Source organism: Streptomyces sp. NPDC057280 (assembly GCF_042668605.1).
Classification (GTDB): domain Bacteria; phylum Actinomycetota; class Actinomycetes; order Streptomycetales; family Streptomycetaceae; genus Streptomyces.
This window is the reverse complement of record NZ_JBHUYR010000003.1, coordinates 699229-717106: the sequence shown is the minus strand read 5'-3', so window position 1 is coordinate 717106 and position 17878 is coordinate 699229. Positions and strand designations below refer to the sequence as shown.

The 17878-nt window shown below is 70.1% G+C and carries 16 protein-coding genes; 8 read left to right on the top strand and 8 right to left on the bottom strand.

Annotated features, from left to right (window positions below; translation table 11 throughout):
- Positions 1-111: 111 nt before the first annotated feature.
- Positions 112-2169, top strand: a complete 2058-nt coding sequence (locus ACFUO4_RS21835) for a SpoIIE family protein phosphatase (protein ID WP_079308064.1) — start codon at positions 112-114, stop codon at positions 2167-2169.
- Between the two features lie 83 nt (positions 2170-2252).
- Here ACFUO4_RS21835 and ACFUO4_RS21830 read toward each other — a convergent pair whose 3' ends face one another.
- Positions 2253-4538, bottom strand: coding sequence for a transglycosylase domain-containing protein (locus ACFUO4_RS21830; protein WP_383487120.1), 2286 nt, complete (start codon positions 4536-4538; stop codon positions 2253-2255).
- A 249-nt stretch (positions 4539-4787) separates the two neighbouring features.
- Between ACFUO4_RS21830 and ACFUO4_RS21825 the strand changes: the two genes are divergently transcribed.
- The 5 genes from ACFUO4_RS21825 to ACFUO4_RS21805 all read left to right on the top strand — a co-directional run bounded on the left by ACFUO4_RS21825 (position 4788) and on the right by ACFUO4_RS21805 (position 9587).
- Positions 4788-5720, top strand: coding sequence for an SPFH domain-containing protein (locus ACFUO4_RS21825; RefSeq protein ID WP_079308062.1), 933 nt, complete (start codon positions 4788-4790; stop codon positions 5718-5720).
- Complete coding sequence (locus tag ACFUO4_RS21820; RefSeq protein ID WP_059192575.1) at positions 5717-5953, top strand: hypothetical protein; 237 nt, start codon at positions 5717-5719, stop codon at positions 5951-5953. The genes ACFUO4_RS21825 and ACFUO4_RS21820 overlap by 4 nt, the downstream gene beginning before the upstream one ends.
- A 105-nt stretch (positions 5954-6058) precedes the next feature.
- Positions 6059-6583: a PadR family transcriptional regulator gene (locus ACFUO4_RS21815; RefSeq protein WP_383487116.1), complete on the top strand. Its 525-nt coding sequence runs from the start codon at positions 6059-6061 to the stop codon at positions 6581-6583.
- Positions 6580-7266 (top strand): ABC transporter ATP-binding protein, encoded by a 687-nt coding sequence (locus ACFUO4_RS21810; RefSeq protein WP_079308060.1) that lies wholly within the window; start codon positions 6580-6582, stop codon positions 7264-7266. The genes ACFUO4_RS21815 and ACFUO4_RS21810 overlap by 4 nt, the downstream gene beginning before the upstream one ends.
- Positions 7263-9587: an ABC transporter permease gene (locus tag ACFUO4_RS21805; RefSeq protein WP_383487112.1), complete on the top strand. Its 2325-nt coding sequence runs from the start codon at positions 7263-7265 to the stop codon at positions 9585-9587. The genes ACFUO4_RS21810 and ACFUO4_RS21805 overlap by 4 nt, the downstream gene beginning before the upstream one ends.
- A 46-nt stretch (positions 9588-9633) precedes the next feature.
- Here the strand turns inward: ACFUO4_RS21805 and ACFUO4_RS21800 are convergent, their stop codons facing one another.
- From ACFUO4_RS21800 to ACFUO4_RS21785, 4 genes are all read right to left on the bottom strand, one after another.
- Positions 9634-10062 (bottom strand): hypothetical protein, encoded by a 429-nt coding sequence (locus ACFUO4_RS21800; protein WP_079308056.1) that lies wholly within the window; start codon positions 10060-10062, stop codon positions 9634-9636.
- Positions 10063-10066: 4 nt separating this feature from the next.
- Complete coding sequence (locus tag ACFUO4_RS21795; protein WP_179143314.1) at positions 10067-10462, bottom strand: roadblock/LC7 domain-containing protein; 396 nt, start codon at positions 10460-10462, stop codon at positions 10067-10069.
- A 42-nt stretch (positions 10463-10504) separates the two neighbouring features.
- A complete protein-coding gene (locus ACFUO4_RS21790; protein ID WP_383487107.1) occupies positions 10505-11428 on the bottom strand; it encodes a MarR family transcriptional regulator in 924 nt (307 codons plus the stop codon).
- Positions 11429-11607: 179 nt separating this feature from the next.
- Positions 11608-12576, bottom strand: coding sequence for a LysR substrate-binding domain-containing protein (locus ACFUO4_RS21785; protein WP_383487104.1), 969 nt, complete (start codon positions 12574-12576; stop codon positions 11608-11610).
- 136 nt (positions 12577-12712) lie between these two features.
- On the opposite strand from ACFUO4_RS21785, the gene ACFUO4_RS21780 reads away from it, so the two are divergent.
- On the top strand, positions 12713-13267 hold the full coding sequence (locus tag ACFUO4_RS21780) for a peroxiredoxin (protein WP_079308052.1): 555 nt from the start codon (positions 12713-12715) through the stop codon (positions 13265-13267).
- Positions 13268-13273: 6 nt separating this feature from the next.
- Entirely contained in the window at positions 13274-13807 is a 534-nt protein-coding gene (locus ACFUO4_RS21775) for an alkyl hydroperoxide reductase (RefSeq protein ID WP_059192583.1), read from the top strand.
- Here the strand turns inward: ACFUO4_RS21775 and ACFUO4_RS21770 are convergent.
- The 3 genes from ACFUO4_RS21770 to ACFUO4_RS21760 all read right to left on the bottom strand — a co-directional run bounded on the left by ACFUO4_RS21770 (position 13767) and on the right by ACFUO4_RS21760 (position 17704).
- On the bottom strand, positions 13767-15143 hold the full coding sequence (locus tag ACFUO4_RS21770) for an AI-2E family transporter (protein ID WP_383487101.1): 1377 nt from the start codon (positions 15141-15143) through the stop codon (positions 13767-13769). The two genes, ACFUO4_RS21775 and ACFUO4_RS21770, sit on opposite strands and share 41 nt — an antisense overlap.
- A 152-nt stretch (positions 15144-15295) precedes the next feature.
- Entirely contained in the window at positions 15296-15979 is a 684-nt protein-coding gene (locus ACFUO4_RS21765) for a lytic transglycosylase domain-containing protein (RefSeq protein ID WP_383487098.1), read from the bottom strand.
- 399 nt (positions 15980-16378) lie between these two features.
- The gene (locus ACFUO4_RS21760; RefSeq protein WP_079308048.1) at positions 16379-17704 is read right to left on the bottom strand and encodes a PhoH family protein; all 1326 of its coding nucleotides are present in this window, start codon (positions 17702-17704) and stop codon (positions 16379-16381) included.
- Positions 17705-17878: the final 174 nt, after the last annotated feature.

Here is a 17878-nt window from a genome sequence, read left to right as displayed (position 1 = left end):
CTCTGACCACGCGGGAATTCCGTTCCTGGGGCAGGTAATCCGGGTATCGGCATTTCTGCGGGACGAACTGCACGCACGGCGCGCAGCCCCCAACGGACGGAATCGACACGCGTGACGGAGCAGCCCACCTCGTTCGAGCGCCCCCAGACGGGCGCCGACCCCGCGGACCCTCGCGGGGCGCTCCTGCGTGCCTCCACGCCCCCGCACAGCGCCTTACCGGTACAAGCCCGGGCCGGCGAGACGCCCGCTCCCGGATCCGACATGACCACACCGCCGCCCGGCAGTGACCCCGAGCACTCCCAGCCCACGGTCGCCGCCGAGCCCGACACCCACCGGCCGAGGCCCGTGTCCGAGCTGCCCGACGTGATCCCGGCCCAGACCGGAGGCGACTCCGCGTCCAGTGAGCGGCGTACCGGCCAGGGCCTGCCGCCCGGCCGGCCCACGCCGATGCGACGGGACGGGGACCGGCTGCGCTTCGTGGGCGCGGCGACCCGGCGGATCGCCCGCGGCATCGACCTCGACGAGATCGTGATGGGGCTGTGCCGGGCGACCGTGCCGACGTTCTCCGACGCGATCCTCGTCTATCTGCGCGACCCGCTGCCGGTCGGCGACGAGCGGCCCACCGGCCCGCTGGTGCTGCGGCTGCGCCGCACGGACCGCATCCCGGAGGAGCGGGACACCGAGGGCGGTTTCGTCTCGCCCGCGCTCCAGCCGGAGCCGACGGAGCTGACCGAGCTGTCCGCCGTCACCGCCGAGCTGTGCGAGGTGCGGACCGGGGGTGCGCTCGCCGAGGTGCTGCGGGGCGTCCGCCCGGTGTTCACGGACTCTCCCGCGGCCCGCGCCGCGCTGCCCGAACTGCTCGGCGAGGGCGGCGAGTTGATCGTGCCCGCAGGCCAGCGGGCGATCCTCGCCCCGCTGCGCGGCCGGCGCCGGGTCATCGGCGCCGCGCTGTTCCTGCGCCGCCCGGACCGCATCGCGTTCGAGCCGGACGACCTCCTGGTCGCCGCCCAGCTCGCCACGCACAGCGCCCTGGGCATCGACAAGGCGGTGCTGTACGGCCGTGAGGCCTACATCGCCGACGAACTCCAGCGCACGATGCTGCCGGAGACCCTCCCGCGCCCCACCGGCGTCCGGCTGGCCTCCCGCTATCTGCCGGCCGCCGAGACCGCGCGCGTGGGCGGCGACTGGTACGACGCCATCCCGCTGCCGGGCAGCCGCGTCGCGCTGGTCGTCGGCGATGTGATGGGTCACTCCATGACCTCGGCCGCGATCATGGGCCAGCTGCGCACCACCGCCCAGACGCTGGCCGGGCTCGACCTGCCCCCGCAGGAGGTGCTCCACCACCTCGACGAGCAGGCTCAGCGGCTCGGCACGGACCGGATGGCGACCTGCCTGTACGCCGTCTACGACCCGGTCTCGCACCGGATCACCATCGCCAACGCCGGCCATCCGCCGCCGGTCCTGCTCCACCTCGGTGGCCGGGCCGAGGTGCTGCGGGTGCCCCCGGGCGCCCCGATCGGTGTCGGCGGCGTCGACTTCGAGGCCGTGGAGCTGGACGCCCCGGCCGGGGCGACCCTGCTTCTCTACACGGACGGGCTCGTCGAGTCCCGGCTGCGGGACGTGTGGACCGGCATAGAGCAGCTGCGCGAGAAGCTCGCCGCGACCGCCCAGTTGACCGGCCCTGATCATCCGCCGCCCCTTGAGGCCCTCTGCGACGAGGTGCTCGACATGCTCGGCCCCGGCGACCGGGACGACGACATCGCGCTGCTCGCCGCCCGCTTCGACGGGATCGCGCCCAGCGACGTGGCGTACTGGTTCCTGGAGCCGGAGGACGCGGCACCGGGCCGGGCCCGGCGACTGGCCCGGCGGGCCTTGTCGCGCTGGGGCCTGGAGGAGATGAGCGACTCGGTGGAGCTGCTGGTCAGCGAGGTCGTCACCAACGCGGTGCGCTACACCTCGCGACCGGTGACACTGCGGTTGCTGCGGACCGATGTGCTGCGTTGCGAGGTCGGCGACGACGTGCCCCAGTTGCCGCGACTGCGGCAGGCCCGGGCCACGGACGAGGGCGGACGCGGCCTGTACCTCGTCAACCGGCTGGCACGGCGGTGGGGGGCGACCCGGCTGAGCACCGGGAAGGTCGTCTGGTTCGAGCTGAACCGAGGCGGCTAGGGCCCGTGGACACAGCGAGCGGCTAGAGCCCGTGGACGCGGAGAGAGGGCGCCCGGTGAAAACCGGGCGCCCTCTCTCTGTGCTTACTGTCCGTCCGCCGGATCCACCGGATCCTCCGGAAGGCCGTCCGTCGGCGGTCTCGTCGTCGGCGTCTGGGTCGGAGTCTGCGTGGGCGTCTGCGTCGGCGTCTGGGTGGGCGTCTGCGTAGGAGTCTGCGTCGGGGGCTCCGTCGTCGGCTCCTGCGTCGTCGGCTCCTCGGTCGGCGTCTGCGTCGCCGACTGGGTGGGCGACGGCGTCCAGGACGGCTCGACCGCCGCGCCCTGGTCGGTGTCCAGGTCGAACTCGGCGGACGTGGACGTCACGCCGAACATGTACGCCGCCCAGATCTGCGCCGGGAAGCCACCGCCGTTGACGCGGTCGAAGCCGCCGGCGCCGTACATCTTGGCCTGTCCCGGCTTGGCGTGGTTCTCGCCGAACAGGCCGACCGAGGTGACCAGGTCGGGGGTGTAGCCGGTGAACCAGGCCGACTTGTTGTCGTCGGACGTACCCGTCTTGCCCGCGACCTCCTGGCCGTCGCGCAGCGGGTTGTCCCGGACGGACGTCTTGGCCGTACCGTCGTCGACCACGCCGGTCAGCACCGAGGTCACCGTGTCCGCGGTCTCGCGGCTGATGACCTGCTCGCCGATCGGGTCCGGCATCTTGACCTCGCTGCCGTTGCGCTCGGCCGACTTGATGATGGTCGGGGTGACCTTCTTGCCGTGGTTGTCGAGGGTGGCGTAGACGGAGGCCATCTGGATCGGGCTCGCGCCCATGGTGCCGAGGGTGTAGGCGGGCAGTGGCTTCAGGTCGCCGGTGTCCATGCCGAGCTTGTCGGCGGTGTCCAGGACCTTGTCCATACCGACGTCGACGCCCATCTGCGCGAAGACGGAGTTGATGGACTTGTTCATCGCCGTCTGGACGGTGACGTCGCCGTAGTCGGTGTCGTCCTCGTTCTCCGGGGCGAAGGCGATGTCGCTGCCCTTGACGGGCCGCTTGCTCGTGCCGTCGTAGACCGTGCTCGCGCCGATCTCCTTGCCGTCCTGGGTCTTGGCGCCCTCCTCCAGGGCGGCGGCCAGGATGACCGGCTTGAACGTCGACGCGGGCTGGTAGTCCTCGCGGTTGGCGTTGTTGTAGTCGTGCTTGATGTAGTCCACGCCGCCGTAGAGGGCGACGATCTTCCCCGTCTTGGGGTCGACGGAGACCGCGCCGGCCTGGATGTCCTTGTCGACCTTGCGCTTCTTCGGGTCGAGCTTGTCGGTCAGCTGGGCCTTGACGGCCTTCTCCAGCTGGGCCTGCTTCTTCTTGTCGATGTTCAGGGTGATGGTCCAGCCACCCTTGTCTACCTGCGCCTGCGCCTCGTCCTCGGTGAGACCGTCCTGGCTCATCAGCTGCGCGACGAGCTGCTGCTTGGCGAGCTTGACGAAGTAGCCCTTCTGCCCCTTGAGCCCGGCCTCGGCCCGCTGCTTCTTCGGGTACGGGAACTTCATCTCGGCGCGCTCACCGGCGTCCAGCCAGCCCTCCTCGACCATGTTGTCGAGGACGTAGTTCCAGCGTGCCTTGACCAGCCTCTTGCCGGTGTCCGAGGCGACCGCCCAGTCGTACTGGCTCGGCGCCTGGAGCAGCGCGGCGAGATACGCGCCCTGCTCGACGGTGAGCTTGTCGGCGTCGACGCGGTAGTAGGCCTGGGCGGCGGCCTGGATGCCGCTGGCGCCGCGGCCGTAGTAGCTGGTGTTGATGTAGCCCTCGAGGATCTCGTCCTTGGACTTCTGGCGGTCCACCTTGAGCGAGATCACCAGCTCCCTGAGCTTGCGGGTGACCGTCTGGTCCGGGGTCAGGTAGTAGTTCTTGACGTACTGCTGGGTGATCGTCGAACCACCCTGCTTGCCCTTGCCGGACAGCGTGTTGAGCAGACCGCGGGCGGTGCCCTTCAGGTCGACGCCGGAGTCCTGGTAGAAGGTCTTGTTCTCGGCGGCGACGAACGTGAGCTGGACCTTCTTGGGGATCTTGGCGAGCTCCACGTTCTCGCGGTTCACCTTGCCGTCCCGGACCAGGACGTCGCCGTTGCTGTACTTGATGGTGTTGCTCTGGAGCTGGGCGTCGGCGTTCCCCTCGGGGACCTCCACCATCATGTACAGCACGATGAAGGCGCCGATGCCGAGGAGGCAGAAGCCGAGGAACGTGCCCAGGATCTTCTTCCAGGTGAACAGCCTGCGTATGAGGCTCTTCTCGGCGCCGACGCTGCCGCTCGCGACCGCCCGTGACGAACGGCGCTTGGGCGCGGCACGTCGACCACCGCGCTGCCGCGCTCGTCTTTCTTCCGCTCGTCCCATGGGTCCGTTCCGCTCCGCTTCGTTCATGTGTGCACGTCTGTCACACAGGTTCGCCGCTCAGGTCAGCTCAGAAAACTAACACCGGGGCATACGGCAAAGGGCTGCCGATCCGGTCTTTTGCGGACGTGACAATCAGCACCCGTCCCTATGGAACCGACGTGCGAAGCGCGTGAAGGGTTGCCCTCGGCGAGAAAAGTGATATCACTTAGATAGACCCAAGCTAGACAGCCAGAGGAACCGGGGGAACCCATGACCACGCACGACACGACCACGGCCGACGTACCCGAGATGCCCGCCCCGCGCGTGCGGGAGTTCACCGCGCACAGCATCGGCGGCGGGCTCGCCCTGCTCCTCGGCCTGCTGGGGCTGTTCGCCGGCGCCGGAATGATCGCGGGCGCCACGGCGGTGCCGGCGACCGGCGGGAAGGCGGCGCTCATCGTCGGCGGCATCCTGATCGCTCTCGCCGCCTTCCTCGCCATGTGCGGGCTGAACACGGTGGCGCCGGGCGAGGCGCGGGTCGTGCAGCTCTTCGGGCGCTACCGGGGGACGATCCGGCAGGACGGTCTGCGCTGGGTGAACCCCTTCACCTCGCGCACCAAGATCTCCACCCGGGTCCGCAACCACGAGACGGCGGTCCTGAAGGTCAACGACGCCTACGGCAACCCGATCGAGCTCGCCGCGGTCGTGGTGTGGCGGGTCGAGGACACCGCGCAGGCCACCTTCGAGGTGGACGACTACATCGAGTTCGTGTCGACGCAGACCGAGGCGGCCGTGCGGCACATCGCCATCGAGTACCCCTACGACGCCCACGAGGAGGGCGGCCTCTCGCTGCGCGGCAACGCCGAGGAGATCACCGAGAAGCTCGCCCTCGAACTCCACGCGCGCGTGGAGGCGGCCGGTGTGGAGATCATCGAGTCCCGCTTCACGCATCTCGCGTACGCTCCCGAGATCGCCTCGGCGATGCTCCAGCGGCAGCAGGCGGGCGCGATCGTCGCGGCGCGGCGGCAGATCGTGGACGGCGCGGTGGGCATGGTGGAGGCGGCGCTCGCCCGGATCAGCGAGCAGGACATCGTCGAACTGGACGACGAACGGAAGGCGGCCATGGTCTCCAACCTGATGGTGGTGCTGTGCGGGGACCGCGCGGCCCAGCCCGTCCTCAACACCGGGACGCTCTACCAGTGACGGATCCCCAGGAGGAGTCCACGCCGAAGGCGCGGCGGCCGCAGCAGCGCAAGCAGGTGCTGCTGCGGCTGGACCCGTCGGTGTACGAGGCGCTGGCCCGGTGGGCCGGGGACGAGCTCAGGTCGGCGAACGCGCAGATCGAGTTCCTGCTGCGCAAGGCCCTCGCGGACGCCGGCCGGCTGCCGGGCGAGGCCAAGCCGATCCCGCGCCGGGGACGCCCGCCGACGCAGTAGCAGAACCGTGACAATCGGCTCCCACCTGCCCCTTCATACCTCGCGCAGCCATCTACACACTCCGCGTATACACACCGGGTATACGCCGTGTGTACAGTCCTCCCCATGTCCATCGGTCACACCCTCCTGGGACTCCTGGAGTCCGGGCCCCGCCACGGCTACGACCTGAAGCGGGCCTTCGACGAGAAGTTCGGTCACGACCGGCCGCTGCACTACGGCCAGGTCTACTCGACGATGTCGCGGCTGCTGAAGAACGGCCTCGTCGAGGTCGACGGCATCGAGCCCGGCGGCGGCCCCGAGCGCAAGCGGTACGCGATCACCGAGGCCGGCGTCACCGACGTACAGCGGTGGCTCGCCACGCCCGAGAAGCCCGAGCCCTATCTGCAGTCGACGCTCTACACCAAGGTCGTCCTCGCGCTGCTCACGCACCGTAACGCGGCCGACATCCTCGACTCCCAGCGTTCGGAGCATCTGCGGATGATGCGGATCCTCACCGACCGCAAGCGCAAGGGCGATCTCGCGGACCAGCTCATCTGCGACCACGCCCTGTTCCATCTCGAAGCCGACCTGCGCTGGCTGGAGCTGACCGCCGCGCGCCTCGACAAGCTCGCCCAGGTGGTGGCCCAGTGACTCCTGCCGGTTCCCTGCTCGTGGCCGACGGCCTGCACAAGGCGTACGGCCCGACCGTGGCGCTCGACGGCGCCGAGTTCTCCATCCACCCCGGTGAGGTCGTCGCCGTGATGGGCCCCTCCGGGTCCGGCAAGTCGACGCTGCTGCACTGTCTCGCCGGGATCGTGACGCCCGACTCGGGCTCGATCCTGTACAACGGGCACGAGATGGCGACGATGAACGACGCCCAGCGCAGCGCTCTGCGGCGCTCGGAGTTCGGGTTCGTCTTCCAGTTCGGCCAGCTCGTCCCCGAGTTGACGTGCGTGGAGAACGTCGCCCTGCCGCTGCGGCTGAACGGCACCTCCCGCAAGGAGGCCGAGAAGACCGCGCTCGGCTGGATGGAACGGCTCGAGGTCGACGACCTGAGGAAGAAGCGGCCCGGTGAGGTCTCCGGCGGCCAGGGCCAACGCGTCGCCGTCGCCCGGGCGTTGGTGACCAACCCGCGGGTGCTGTTCGCCGACGAACCGACCGGCGCGCTCGACTCGCTCAACGGCGAGCGGGTGATGGAACTGCTCACGGAGGCCGCGCGGTCCACCAACGCGGCCGTCGTCCTCGTCACCCACGAGGCGCGGGTGGCGGCCTACTCCGACCGCGAGATCGTCGTACGCGACGGCAAGTCCCGGGACATGGAGCGGGCCGTATGAGGCAGTGGGCACGCGACCTCGGGATGGGGGTCAGATTCGCGTTCGCCGGCGGGCGCGAGGGCTGGACCCGGGTCCTGCTGACCGCCGTCGGGGTCGGGCTCGGGGTGGCGCTGCTGCTGCTGACGACCGCGATCCCGAACGCCATGGCGACGCGTGACGCGCGGGAGACGGCGCGCTCCGACATGTCGTTCAGCGCGACCAGGCTGAAGAAGGCGGACGACACCCTCGTGGTCGGGGCCATCACCACGACCTACCACGACAAGAACGTGCGGGGCCGGGAGCTGGAGCCCGAGGGGCCCGAGGCACCGCTGCCGCCGGGCGTCTCGGCCTTCCCCGCACCGGGCGAGATGGTGGTCTCGCCGGCGCTGAAGAAGCTCCTGGAATCCGACGACGGGAGGCTGCTGCGGGAGCGGCTGCCGGACCGGATCGTCGGGACCATCGGGGAGAGCGGGCTGATCGGCTCGGCCGAACTCGCCTTCTACCGGGGCGCCGAGAACCTCGCACCGAAGATCGACGGCGGCAGCGTGGACCGCATCAAGCGGTTCGGCGCCCCGCAGCAGCCCTCGGATCCCCTGGACCCGGTGCTGATCCTGCTGATCCTGGTCGTCTTCGCGGTGCTGCTGACGCCCGTCGCCGTGTTCATCGCGGCGGCCGTGCGGTTCGGCGGCGAGCGGCGCGACCGGCGGCTCGCCGCGCTCCGGCTGGTCGGCTCCGACGCCCGGATGACCCGGCGGGTCGCCGCGGGCGAGGCGATGGCCGGGGCCCTGGTCGGGCTGGTCCTGGGGGCCGGGTTCTTCCTGATCGGCCGTCAGATCGCGGGCTCGGTCGAGGTGTTCGACTACAGCTTCTTCCCGAGCTATCTCAACCCCTCCCCGTTGCTGGCCCTGCTGGTCGCGTTCGCGGTGCCCGCGGCCGCCGTGCTGGTCACGCAGTTCGCGCTGCGCGGGGTCGTCATCGAGCCGCTCGGTGTGGTGCGTACGGCGAAGCCCTCACGCCGCAGGCTGTGGTGGCGGCTGCTGCTGCCGCTGGGCGGGCTCGCGATGCTCTACCCGATGATCGGCCAGGGCCGTGAGAACGGGAACTTCAACCAGTACCTCACCATCGGCGGCGTCATGCTGCTGCTGGTCGGCGTCACCGCGCTGCTGCCGTGGGTCGTCGAGGCCGTGGTCGCCCGGCTCGGCGTGGGCCCGGTGGCCTGGCAACTGGCTGTGCGCAGGCTCCAGTTGAGCAGTGGTACGGCGGCCCGCATGGTCAACGGCATCGCGGTGGCGGTGGCCGGCGCGATCGCCCTGCAGATGCTGTTCGCGGGGGTCGACGGCCAGTACACGGAGCAGAAGACGGAGAAGGTCGCCGGCGCCCAGATCGCCGTGGACGTGCCCGCGGGGAGCCCGGTGTCCACGGCCAAGGAGAAGTACGCGGCGACCCGGGGCGTCGACTACGTCTACGACATCTCCGAGGGGTACCTCGGCAACACCCGTACCGACCCGCAGAACTTCGCCCCGGTGTCCGTCGGCACCTGCGCCTCGCTGCGCAAGATGGCGAAGCTGCCCTCCTGCCGGGACGGCGACGTGTTCGTCCTGCAGGCCGGCGACTACGCCTACGACACGAAGAAAATGGTCAAGAGCGGCAGCAAGCTCTGGTTCGACGACTCCGACGACGACGAGACGACGAAACCGGTCGCCTGGACCGTCCCGGACCGTCTCATCACCGTTCAGGGCACCGCCGACGCGGAGCGGGTCGGCCGCGCGGGCTTCCTGCTGACGCCCTCGGCGCTGCCCGCCGGAGCCGACCGGCTGCTCACCGGCGAGCTGTATCTGCGGCTCGACGACGCCGTGCCGGACGCCCTGGAGCACGTCCGCAACACGGGGGCGGTCCTCGACCCGTACAACGAACCCATCGAGTTCGTCTCCAGCGTGCGCGACAAGAACTACGCCGCCATCCGCGGCGGCCTGTTCATCGGCGCCACCTGTGTGCTGCTGCTGATCGGCGCGAGCCTGCTGGTCTCCCAGCTGGAGCAGCTGCGGGAACGCAAGAAGCTGCTGTCGTCGCTGATCGCCTTCGGCACCCGGCGCTCCACGCTGAGCCTGTCGGTACTGTGGCAGACGGCGATCCCGATCGGCCTCGGGCTGGTGCTGGCCGCGACGGTGGGGCTGACGCTCGGCGTGGTCCTGCTGAAGATGACGGACACCCCGGTGTCCGTGGACTGGGGAAGCGTGCTGCAGATGACGGGTGCGGGCGCGGGGGTCGTCCTCGCCGTCACCCTGCTCAGCCTGCCGCCGCTGCTGCGGCTGATGCGGCCGGACGGTCTGCGCACGGAGTGAGGCGAGGCAAGGGGCCCTTCCGAACGGGAGGGCCCCTTTCGCGCGTTCAGAGGCTGTACTCCCGCACCACCCGCCTGACCTGGGCGAACAGCATGCCCACATTCACCGACTTACGGCACACCACCACGGCCACCACGTCCTGCTGTTCGGTCAGCCGCACGAACAGGTGGGTGAGGTTCTCGCTGTTGACGAGGATCTCCTGGAAGAAGTGGTTGTCGCTGCTGATCCCGCGCCGCTCCTTGAAGACGTCCTCGATCATCACGACCGTGCGGCCCTGGAACAGGTCGAGGGTCGCGCCCGCCAGCAGGTCCAGGACCTCGGGCGGGTGGTTGTCGACCGTCTCGTACGACAGCAGCATGCCCGTGGACATGTCGACCACGCCCGCCGCGACACAGTCCGGGGCGTCGGTGCGGAGAGACTTGACCAGGCCCATCACCTGGTCGGAGAAACCGGGGGTCATACGCTTCGTCGCCATCCCTTCAGACTCCTTCCGCCGCCTTCTCGGCGGGCGCGCTCAGGATCGTGTCGATACGGTCCAGGGCCGGCTGAGTGGCCCGGTGCAGCCTGTCCACGTCCATGCCCTCGTCACCGATCACGACCATGAGCGCGGTGTCGCCGACGGCGTAGAAGGCGGCACAGCCGTGGCTGCCGTAGGTCACCGTGCGGCGCAGGGTGCCGCGGTCGGTCGCGCCGACGGTGCGGCGCGCGAGGCCGAGACCGGCGGCGGCAAGGGCGGCGAGGCCGTCCGGGTCGATCGAGTCGGCGGTGTCGGCCGCGATGAGCAGCCCGTCGGCCGCGGCGACCGCGGTGTCGGTGATACCGGTCACCTGTTCCCGCAGTCCCCGCATTTCCAGGGCCAGTGCTTCGCGATCCATGCAATCAACTCCCCTATTCCTGTTCACATCTGATCGGCTTCTTCATTTCGGGGCTCCGTTTCGCAGGCGGAAAAACCCTTTCCAGCTCGCTCCGGTCCTCTCCGGGGCAAGTGCTTCGGCGATACCGCTGGCACCGGGACGTCTGCGGGGCAGTTCGTCGGGCACGGCGGGCGGTACGGCGCTGCCGGGCGGCGCGGCGGCTCTCGGCGCGGCCGGCTCCGGTTTCCGCTGCCGGACGCCCTGGCCGTCGGGGGGCGGGCGGACCGGGATGGGGACGGGTGCCTCCGGGCACTCCAGCAGCCCGTCGGCGAGCATCCGGGCCATCTCGACGGTCACCGTGTAGACCCCGCGTCCGGTGCGGAAGGCCAGGTCACGGGCGGTGCTGCGGCCGTCGGCCTGGTCGATGAGGGCGCGTTGCAGGGGGCTGAGCGGGCCGGGGTCCACGCCGGGGGCGGGGACCGGGCGCTCATGGTCGGGGCGCAGCGGGTACGGCAGGGTCGCGAGGGCGGCGAGCCGGCGGGTGGCGTCCTGGAGCAGCCGTACGCAGGTCTCCCCCACGGCGACGGTGGCGAACGGCTCGGCCTCGGCGACGCGTTCACAGCCGTGCACCCTGCCTGCGACGATCGCGAAGGCCGCGTCGTACAGCGCCATCACGCAGACGACCCTGAGCTGGGCGGCTCCGGTGTGGCCGCGGGCGATCAGCCCGGTCGCGGGCCAGCGCTCGCCGCCCGACTCCCGTACGACGTCGGCCCATTGCTCACCGCTGACCCGCCCGGAGCGCAGCAGGAGCGTCTCCGGGCCGGGCGCTCCGGGGCTCTCGGCGCCCACGACCAGCCCGGCCCGCAGATGAAGGGTGCCGCCGGGCGCCCCCGCCACCCGCAGCTGACCGCTGAACTCCTCGCGCCCGCACCGGTGCAGGGCGTGTGCCAGAAGGTCGTAGCCGACGCGGTCAAGGGAGTACCGCATGCCCGCCATCACTCCCCCTGGCAATTTCGTACATACGCCTGGCGCGTAGCACTGAGGGGGGTAGGTGTATCAGCCGTAGGGCATATGTCGGGGGGAGGTTTCCTACCTGCCTCCACCTGACGGAAATTGAAATCCGGCGCCGCACAATCCTCTTTGTTCGGCGGTCATTTGAACGATTCTCAGGCGAGATTCTCCGGTCGGTCGAGCACCCGGACGGGCAGTGGCCGCAGCGCTTGCCGCAGGGCGCCGGCCAGTTCGCGGTACTCCGCGCCGCGGGCCGCGCCCGTGCGCATGGCGAGGGCGACCCGGCGGGCCGGGGCGGGCTCGGCGAAGGAGCCGGTCAGGAGCTGGTCGCTGCGGGAGGTCTCGACCCTGACGGCGGTCCGCGGCAGCAGGGTCACCCCGAGCCCGCCGGCGACGAGTTGGACGAGCGTGGCGAGCCCGGCGGCCGTGGTGGTGACGGGGGCGTCGGCGCGTCCGGCCTCGCGGCAGATGTCGAGCGCCTGGTCGCGCAGGCAGTGCCCCTCGTCGAGGAGGAGCAGGTTGAGCTCCTTGAGCGCCTCGCGCGGAATGCCCGCGCGCCCGCCGAGCGGATGACCGAGGGGCGTGACGAGCACGAAGTCCTCGTCGAAGAGCGGGAGTTCGACGACCCCGGGCACCCCGAGCGGGACGGCGAGCAGCAGCAGGTCGAGGCGGCCGGTGAGGAGGCCGTCGACGAGGCTGGTGGTCTGCTCCTCGTGGACCTGGAGGTCGAGGTGCGGATAGCGGTCGTGGACGAGCTTGAGGACGGTGGGCAGGAGATACGGCGCGACGGTGGGGATGACACCGAGCCGCAGGACGCCGGTGAAGGGGGCTCGTACCGCCTCGGCCTCCTCCATGAGCGCCCCGACCTCCTCCAGCACCGCCTTGGCCCGTACGGCGAGCCGCTCGCCGGCGGGCGAGAGGAGCACCTTGCGGGTGGTGCGCTCCAGCAGTGTGACCCCGAGGGTCTCCTCCAGCGCCGACACGGCACCGGACAGGGCGGGTTGGCTCATGCCGATCGCGGCGGCGGCGTCCCGGAAGTGGAGGTGCTCGGCGACGGCGGCGAAGGCCCGCAGCTGGGCGAGGCTCGGCTGACGCCTCTTGGCCCCGACGCTACTCACGGTCACTGATAGCTCCTCTCGATCAACACGCCCAAGTGTAGCGATTTCCGCAATCAATGCACCTTGTGGAAACATCACTCCCGTCCAACCCACGGGAAAGGCCCTTCACGAGAGGGCTCTTTCCTCGCTGCAAGGAGAGTTTGTGCTCACTGTCGGTGACAAGTTCCCCGCGTTCGAACTGACCGCCTGCGTCTCGCTGGAGAAGGGCAAGGAGTTCGAGACGATCAGCCACAAGTCCTACGAGGGCAAGTGGAAGGTCGTGTTCGCATGGCCCGCCGACTTCACGTTCGTGTGCCCGACGGAGATCGCCGCCTTCGGCAAGCTGAACGAGGAGTTCGCCGACCGCGACGCGCAGATCCTCGGCTTCTCCGGCGACTCCGAGTACGTCCACCACGCCTGGCGCAAGGACCACGACGACCTGCGCGACCTGCCCTTCCCGATGCTGGCCGACACCAAGCGCGAGCTGATGCGCGACCTGGGCATCGAGGGCGAGGACGGCTTCGCCAAGCGCGCGGTGTTCATCGTGGACCAGAACAACGAGATCCAGTTCTCCATGGTGACCGCGGGCTCGGTCGGCCGTAACCCCAAGGAGGTCCTGCGGGTCCTCGACGCGCTCCAGACGGACGAGCTCTGCCCGTGCAACTGGACCAAGGGCGACGAGACCCTGGACGCGGGCAAGCTGCTCGCCGGGGAGTGACCTGAGATGTCCCTCGACTCCCTCAAGTCCCGCATACCGGACTACGCCAAGGACCTGAAGCTCAACCTCGGCTCGGTCATCGGCAATTCGGACCTCCCGGCCCAGCAGCTGTGGGGCACGGTGCTGGCGACCGCGATCGCCTCCCGCTCCCCGATCGTGCTGCGCGAGCTGGCGCCGGAGGCCGAGGCGAACCTGTCGCCCGAGGCGTACCAGGCGGCCAAGGCGGCGGCCGCGGTGATGGCGATGAACAACGTCTTCTACCGCACCCGCCACCTGCTCTCCGACCACGAGTACGGCAACCTGCGCGCCGGTCTGCGGATGAACGTCATCGGCAACCCGGGCGTCGACAAGGTCGACTTCGAACTGTGGTCCTTCGCGGTGTCCGCGATCAACGGCTGCGGCATGTGCCTGGACTCCCACGAGCAGGTCCTGCGCAAGGCGGGCCTGGAGCGCGAGGTCGTCCAGGAGGCGTTCAAGATCGCGTCGGTGGTCCAGGCGGTCAGTGTGACGCTGGAGGCTGAGGCGGTTCTGGCCGAGTAGCGGCCGCTTCCCCTTCACCCGGGTCCGGGGGCGCTGCCCCCAGACCTTCGGCGTTCCGGGCCACCGCGGGGGCGGGTGGCGCCGGCGTCGCCGTCTCGTGTGCGTACGCCCGCAGATAGCCGACCACCGTGTTGGTCACCGCGACCAGCGGCACCGCGACGACCGCGCCGCCGATCCCGGCCACCATGCCGCCCGCCGCGACCGACAGCACCACCGCCAGCGGGTGCACCCGCACCGCGCGGCCCAGGATGAACGGCTGCAGGATGTGGCCCTCGATCTGCTGCACCGCGAGCACCACCGCCAGCGTCATCACCGCCGTGAACACGCCCTGCGTCACCAGCGCCACGACCACCGCCAGCGCGCCCGACACCACCGCGCCGACGAGCGGGATGAAGGCGAACAGGAAGATGAAGACGGCGAGCGGCACGGCCATGGGCACGTCGAGGAAGTAGATGCCGAGACCGATGAAGATGGCGTCGATCAGGGCCACTATCACCGTGCCGCGCACATAGGCCGTCAGCGTCCGCCAGGCCCGGGGACCCGCGCCCGCGACACCCGGCCGCGCCGCCGCCGGGACCAGCTTCAGCGTCCACTCCCAGATGCGCCGGCCGTCGTACAGCAGGAACAGGGTGGAGAAGAACGTCAGCAGGATGCCGGTCAGCGCCTCCACCACGACCTGGACGCCCTCCAGGCCCGCCGAGGTGATCTGGTCGGTGTTGGCGCCGACCGCGTCCGCGAGGTTCTTGGAGATCTGGTTGATCTGCTTCTCGGTGACGTGGAAGGGGCTCTTCAGCAGCCAGTCGCGCAGATCGTCGATGCCGTTCTGGATCTGGTCGGAGAGATCGTCGATGTTCTCCATGACCTGCCAGGTCACGAACCAGCCGAGCAGCCCGAGGACGACGAAGCCGAAGATCGCGGTGAGCGCGGTGGCCAGGCCGCGCGGCACGCCGTACCGCTTCAGCCGGGCCACGGTCGGCTGGAGCAGCGCCGTGATGAGCAGGGCCACCGTGAAGGCGAGGACGACGAGCTGGACGGCGCTGATGACCCGCATCAGCACCCAGACGGTGCCCGCGAGCACCAGCAGCCGCCACCCGGCCTCGGCGGCGACCCGCACGCCCCACGGCACGGCCTGCGCGGGGTCCGGGCGCTGCGGTACGACGGTCACGTGCTCGGCGAGGGGCTGGGGGCGGTCCTCCGGGACATCCTGGGATGGCGACGGCGGCGCGTCGGCCTCGGCCTCCTCGCGCTCGACCTCCGCGCGGCGCTCGTCCAACCGCTCACCCATCTCACTCAGTCCGGCACCCACCCGACCGAGCCACCGTGGCACTCGCGACATGATCCGTCCTCTTCCCCCGCTTGTCCCCACCACTCCCCCCGGAGTCGTCGGCTCCGACCGTACAGGCGTCGCCGGAGAACGGCGAAAGCCCCTCACCGAAAGGACGGTGAGAGGCTTCGCGGGGTTGAGCGCACGCCCTGGGGGCGGAGCGCCTAGTACCAGTGGTTCGCCTGCCAGAAGGACCACGCCTCGCACGGGCTGCCGTAGCGGCTGTCCATGTAGTTGAGGCCCCACTTGATCTGGGTGGCCGGGTTGGTCTGCCAGTCGGCGCCGACCGACGACATCTTGGAACCCGGCAGCGCCTGGAAGAGACCGTAGGCACCGGAGGAGGCGTTGACAGCGCGGTAGTTCCAGCCGGACTCGTGGTCCACGATGTTGCTGAAGCACTGGAACTGGCCGCTCGGCACCATCTGGCGCGCCATCGCCTGGATCTGCGCGACCGAGTAGGAGCTCTGCACCGGGAAGCTGGACGCGGACCGGGACGCGGCCGTCTTGGCCTCGGCGCGCTCCTTGGCTTCCTTCGCCGCCTTCTCGGCGGCTTCCTTCTTCTCGATCGCCGACTTGGCAGCAGCCTTGCGGGCCGATTCCTCGGCGTCCTTCTTGGCGCTCGCGTCCGCCTGAATGGCCTGGACATTGGCCTGCTGCGTCAGCGACGCGGTCTGCACCTGGGCCTGCTGGCCCGCGGGTATGTCCGCGAGGAGCGTCGTCTCGGCTGCTGTCGCCTCGGCGTCGTTCGTCTGCGCGGTGCTGCCCGAGGCAACGCCTACGACGCTTCCGACAGCGGTGACCGCGGTGGCAGAGGCCACTGCGAATCCCCGGACCGAAATCGGACTCACACGGTTTCCTTCCAGCGTCGTCCGCTTCGGTGACCCTGGCGGACGCAATCTTGCCCCTGACGCTGACCTCCCCACTGCTGGGTCACGGGAGGTACGGGCCCGGTGGGCAACTCCCGTGCGGGAGGCGCCGCGTGGTGCTCGGGCGGCATACGACGTCGACTATGGAGTTGAAGCTGGTGTTGCTGTGGTGCCGTACCGCTGGCGGTACAGGTGTGTCGTATGCGGGGCCTGACAGGAGTGAGACTCTGCCGTAACCGGACGCCGAGTGGCAATTCTGAGTTGCGTGTGAAAGCTCACATCCCGTTTGTCCCTGGGGATTCCGAGAAACCACCACACGCGAAGGCGCCGCCCGGCTAGGCTCTTGGCCTTTCCGGACGGCGCCAACTGGCGGGTACTACCTCAGATTTGGCCGTCCTCCAGCATTTCGGTCACAAGGGCGGCAATCTGGGACCTCTCGGACCGCGTCAGCGTGACGTGGGCGAAGAGCGGGTGCCCCTTCAGCTTCTCCACGACGGCGACGACACCGTCGTACCGCCCCACTCGCAGGTTGTCCCGCTGGGCCACGTCATGGGTGAGAACCACCCGTGAGTTGGCGCCGATCCGGGACAGAACGGTGAGAAGCACATTCCGTTCCAGCGACTGGGCCTCGTCCACGATCACGAACGCGTCGTGCAGCGAGCGCCCGCGGATGTGGGTGAGCGGCAGGACCTCGAGCATCCCGCGCGCGGTGACCTCCTCGATGACCTCGCGGCTGGTGACCGCGGACAGCGTGTCGAAGACCGCCTGCGCCCAGGGGCTCATCTTCTCGGCCTCGGAACCCGGCAGATAACCGAGCTCCTGCCCGCCGACCGCGTACAGCGGACGGAAGACCATGACCTTCTGGTGCTGGCGGCGCTCCAACACCGCCTCCAGGCCCGCGCAGAGCGCGAGCGCCGACTTGCCGGTGCCGGCCCGGCCGCCCATGGACACGATCCCGACGTCCGGGTCGAGGAGCAGATCGAGCGCGATCCGCTGCTCCGCACTCCTCCCCTTGATGCCGAACGCCTCCCGGTCGCCGCGCACCAGCCGGATGTTGCCCTCGGCGGTGACCCGGCCGAGCGCCTTGCCGCGCTCGGAGTGCAGGGTCAGCCCTGTGTGCACCGGCAGTTCGGCGGCCTCGGGCACATACACGTGCCCTTCCTCGAAGAGGATGTCCACCTGGTCGCCCGGCAGGGTCAGTTCGGACATTCCGGTCCAGCCGGAGGAGTCCGTGATGGCGAGTTCGGCGCGGTACTCCTCGGCGAGGAGACCGACCGAGGACGCCTTGATCCTGAGCGGGAGGTCCTTCGACACGACGGTGACGTCGAACCCCTCGGCCTGCAGATTGCGGGCGACCGCGAGGATACGGGAGTCGTTGTCCCCCAGGCGGTAGCCGGTCGGCAGAACGCTGGGGTCCGAGTGGTTGAGCTCGACACGGACGGTGCCGCCGAGTTCCCCGATCGGGATGGGGGCGTCGAGGCGACCGTGCCTGACCCGGAACTCGTCGAGCAGGCGCAGGGCCTGCCGGGCGAAGTAGCCGAGTTCGGGATGGTGCCGCTTGGCCTCCAACTCCGTCACCACGACGATGGGGAGCACGACCTCGTGCTCGTCGAAGCGGCTCAGGGCGTTCGGGTCGGCCAGCAGAACGCTGGTGTCGAGAACATAGGTGCGCCGGTCAGGCATACGGCGCTTTGTGCTGGTCACCACGGAAGGACGTACCCCCTCGGATGAGGTCGGGGAGCGACGGAGTGGAGCTGGACCGGTCGACGGCCCGCTTGCACGGGCCGGGAACCGGCCCTCCGCCTGTTCGTCCGTGCGGCAACCGCACGATCGGGCTGGTGCAAAGGGCCTCCCGGGCGGACGGCCCCGTGCCGCCCGCTG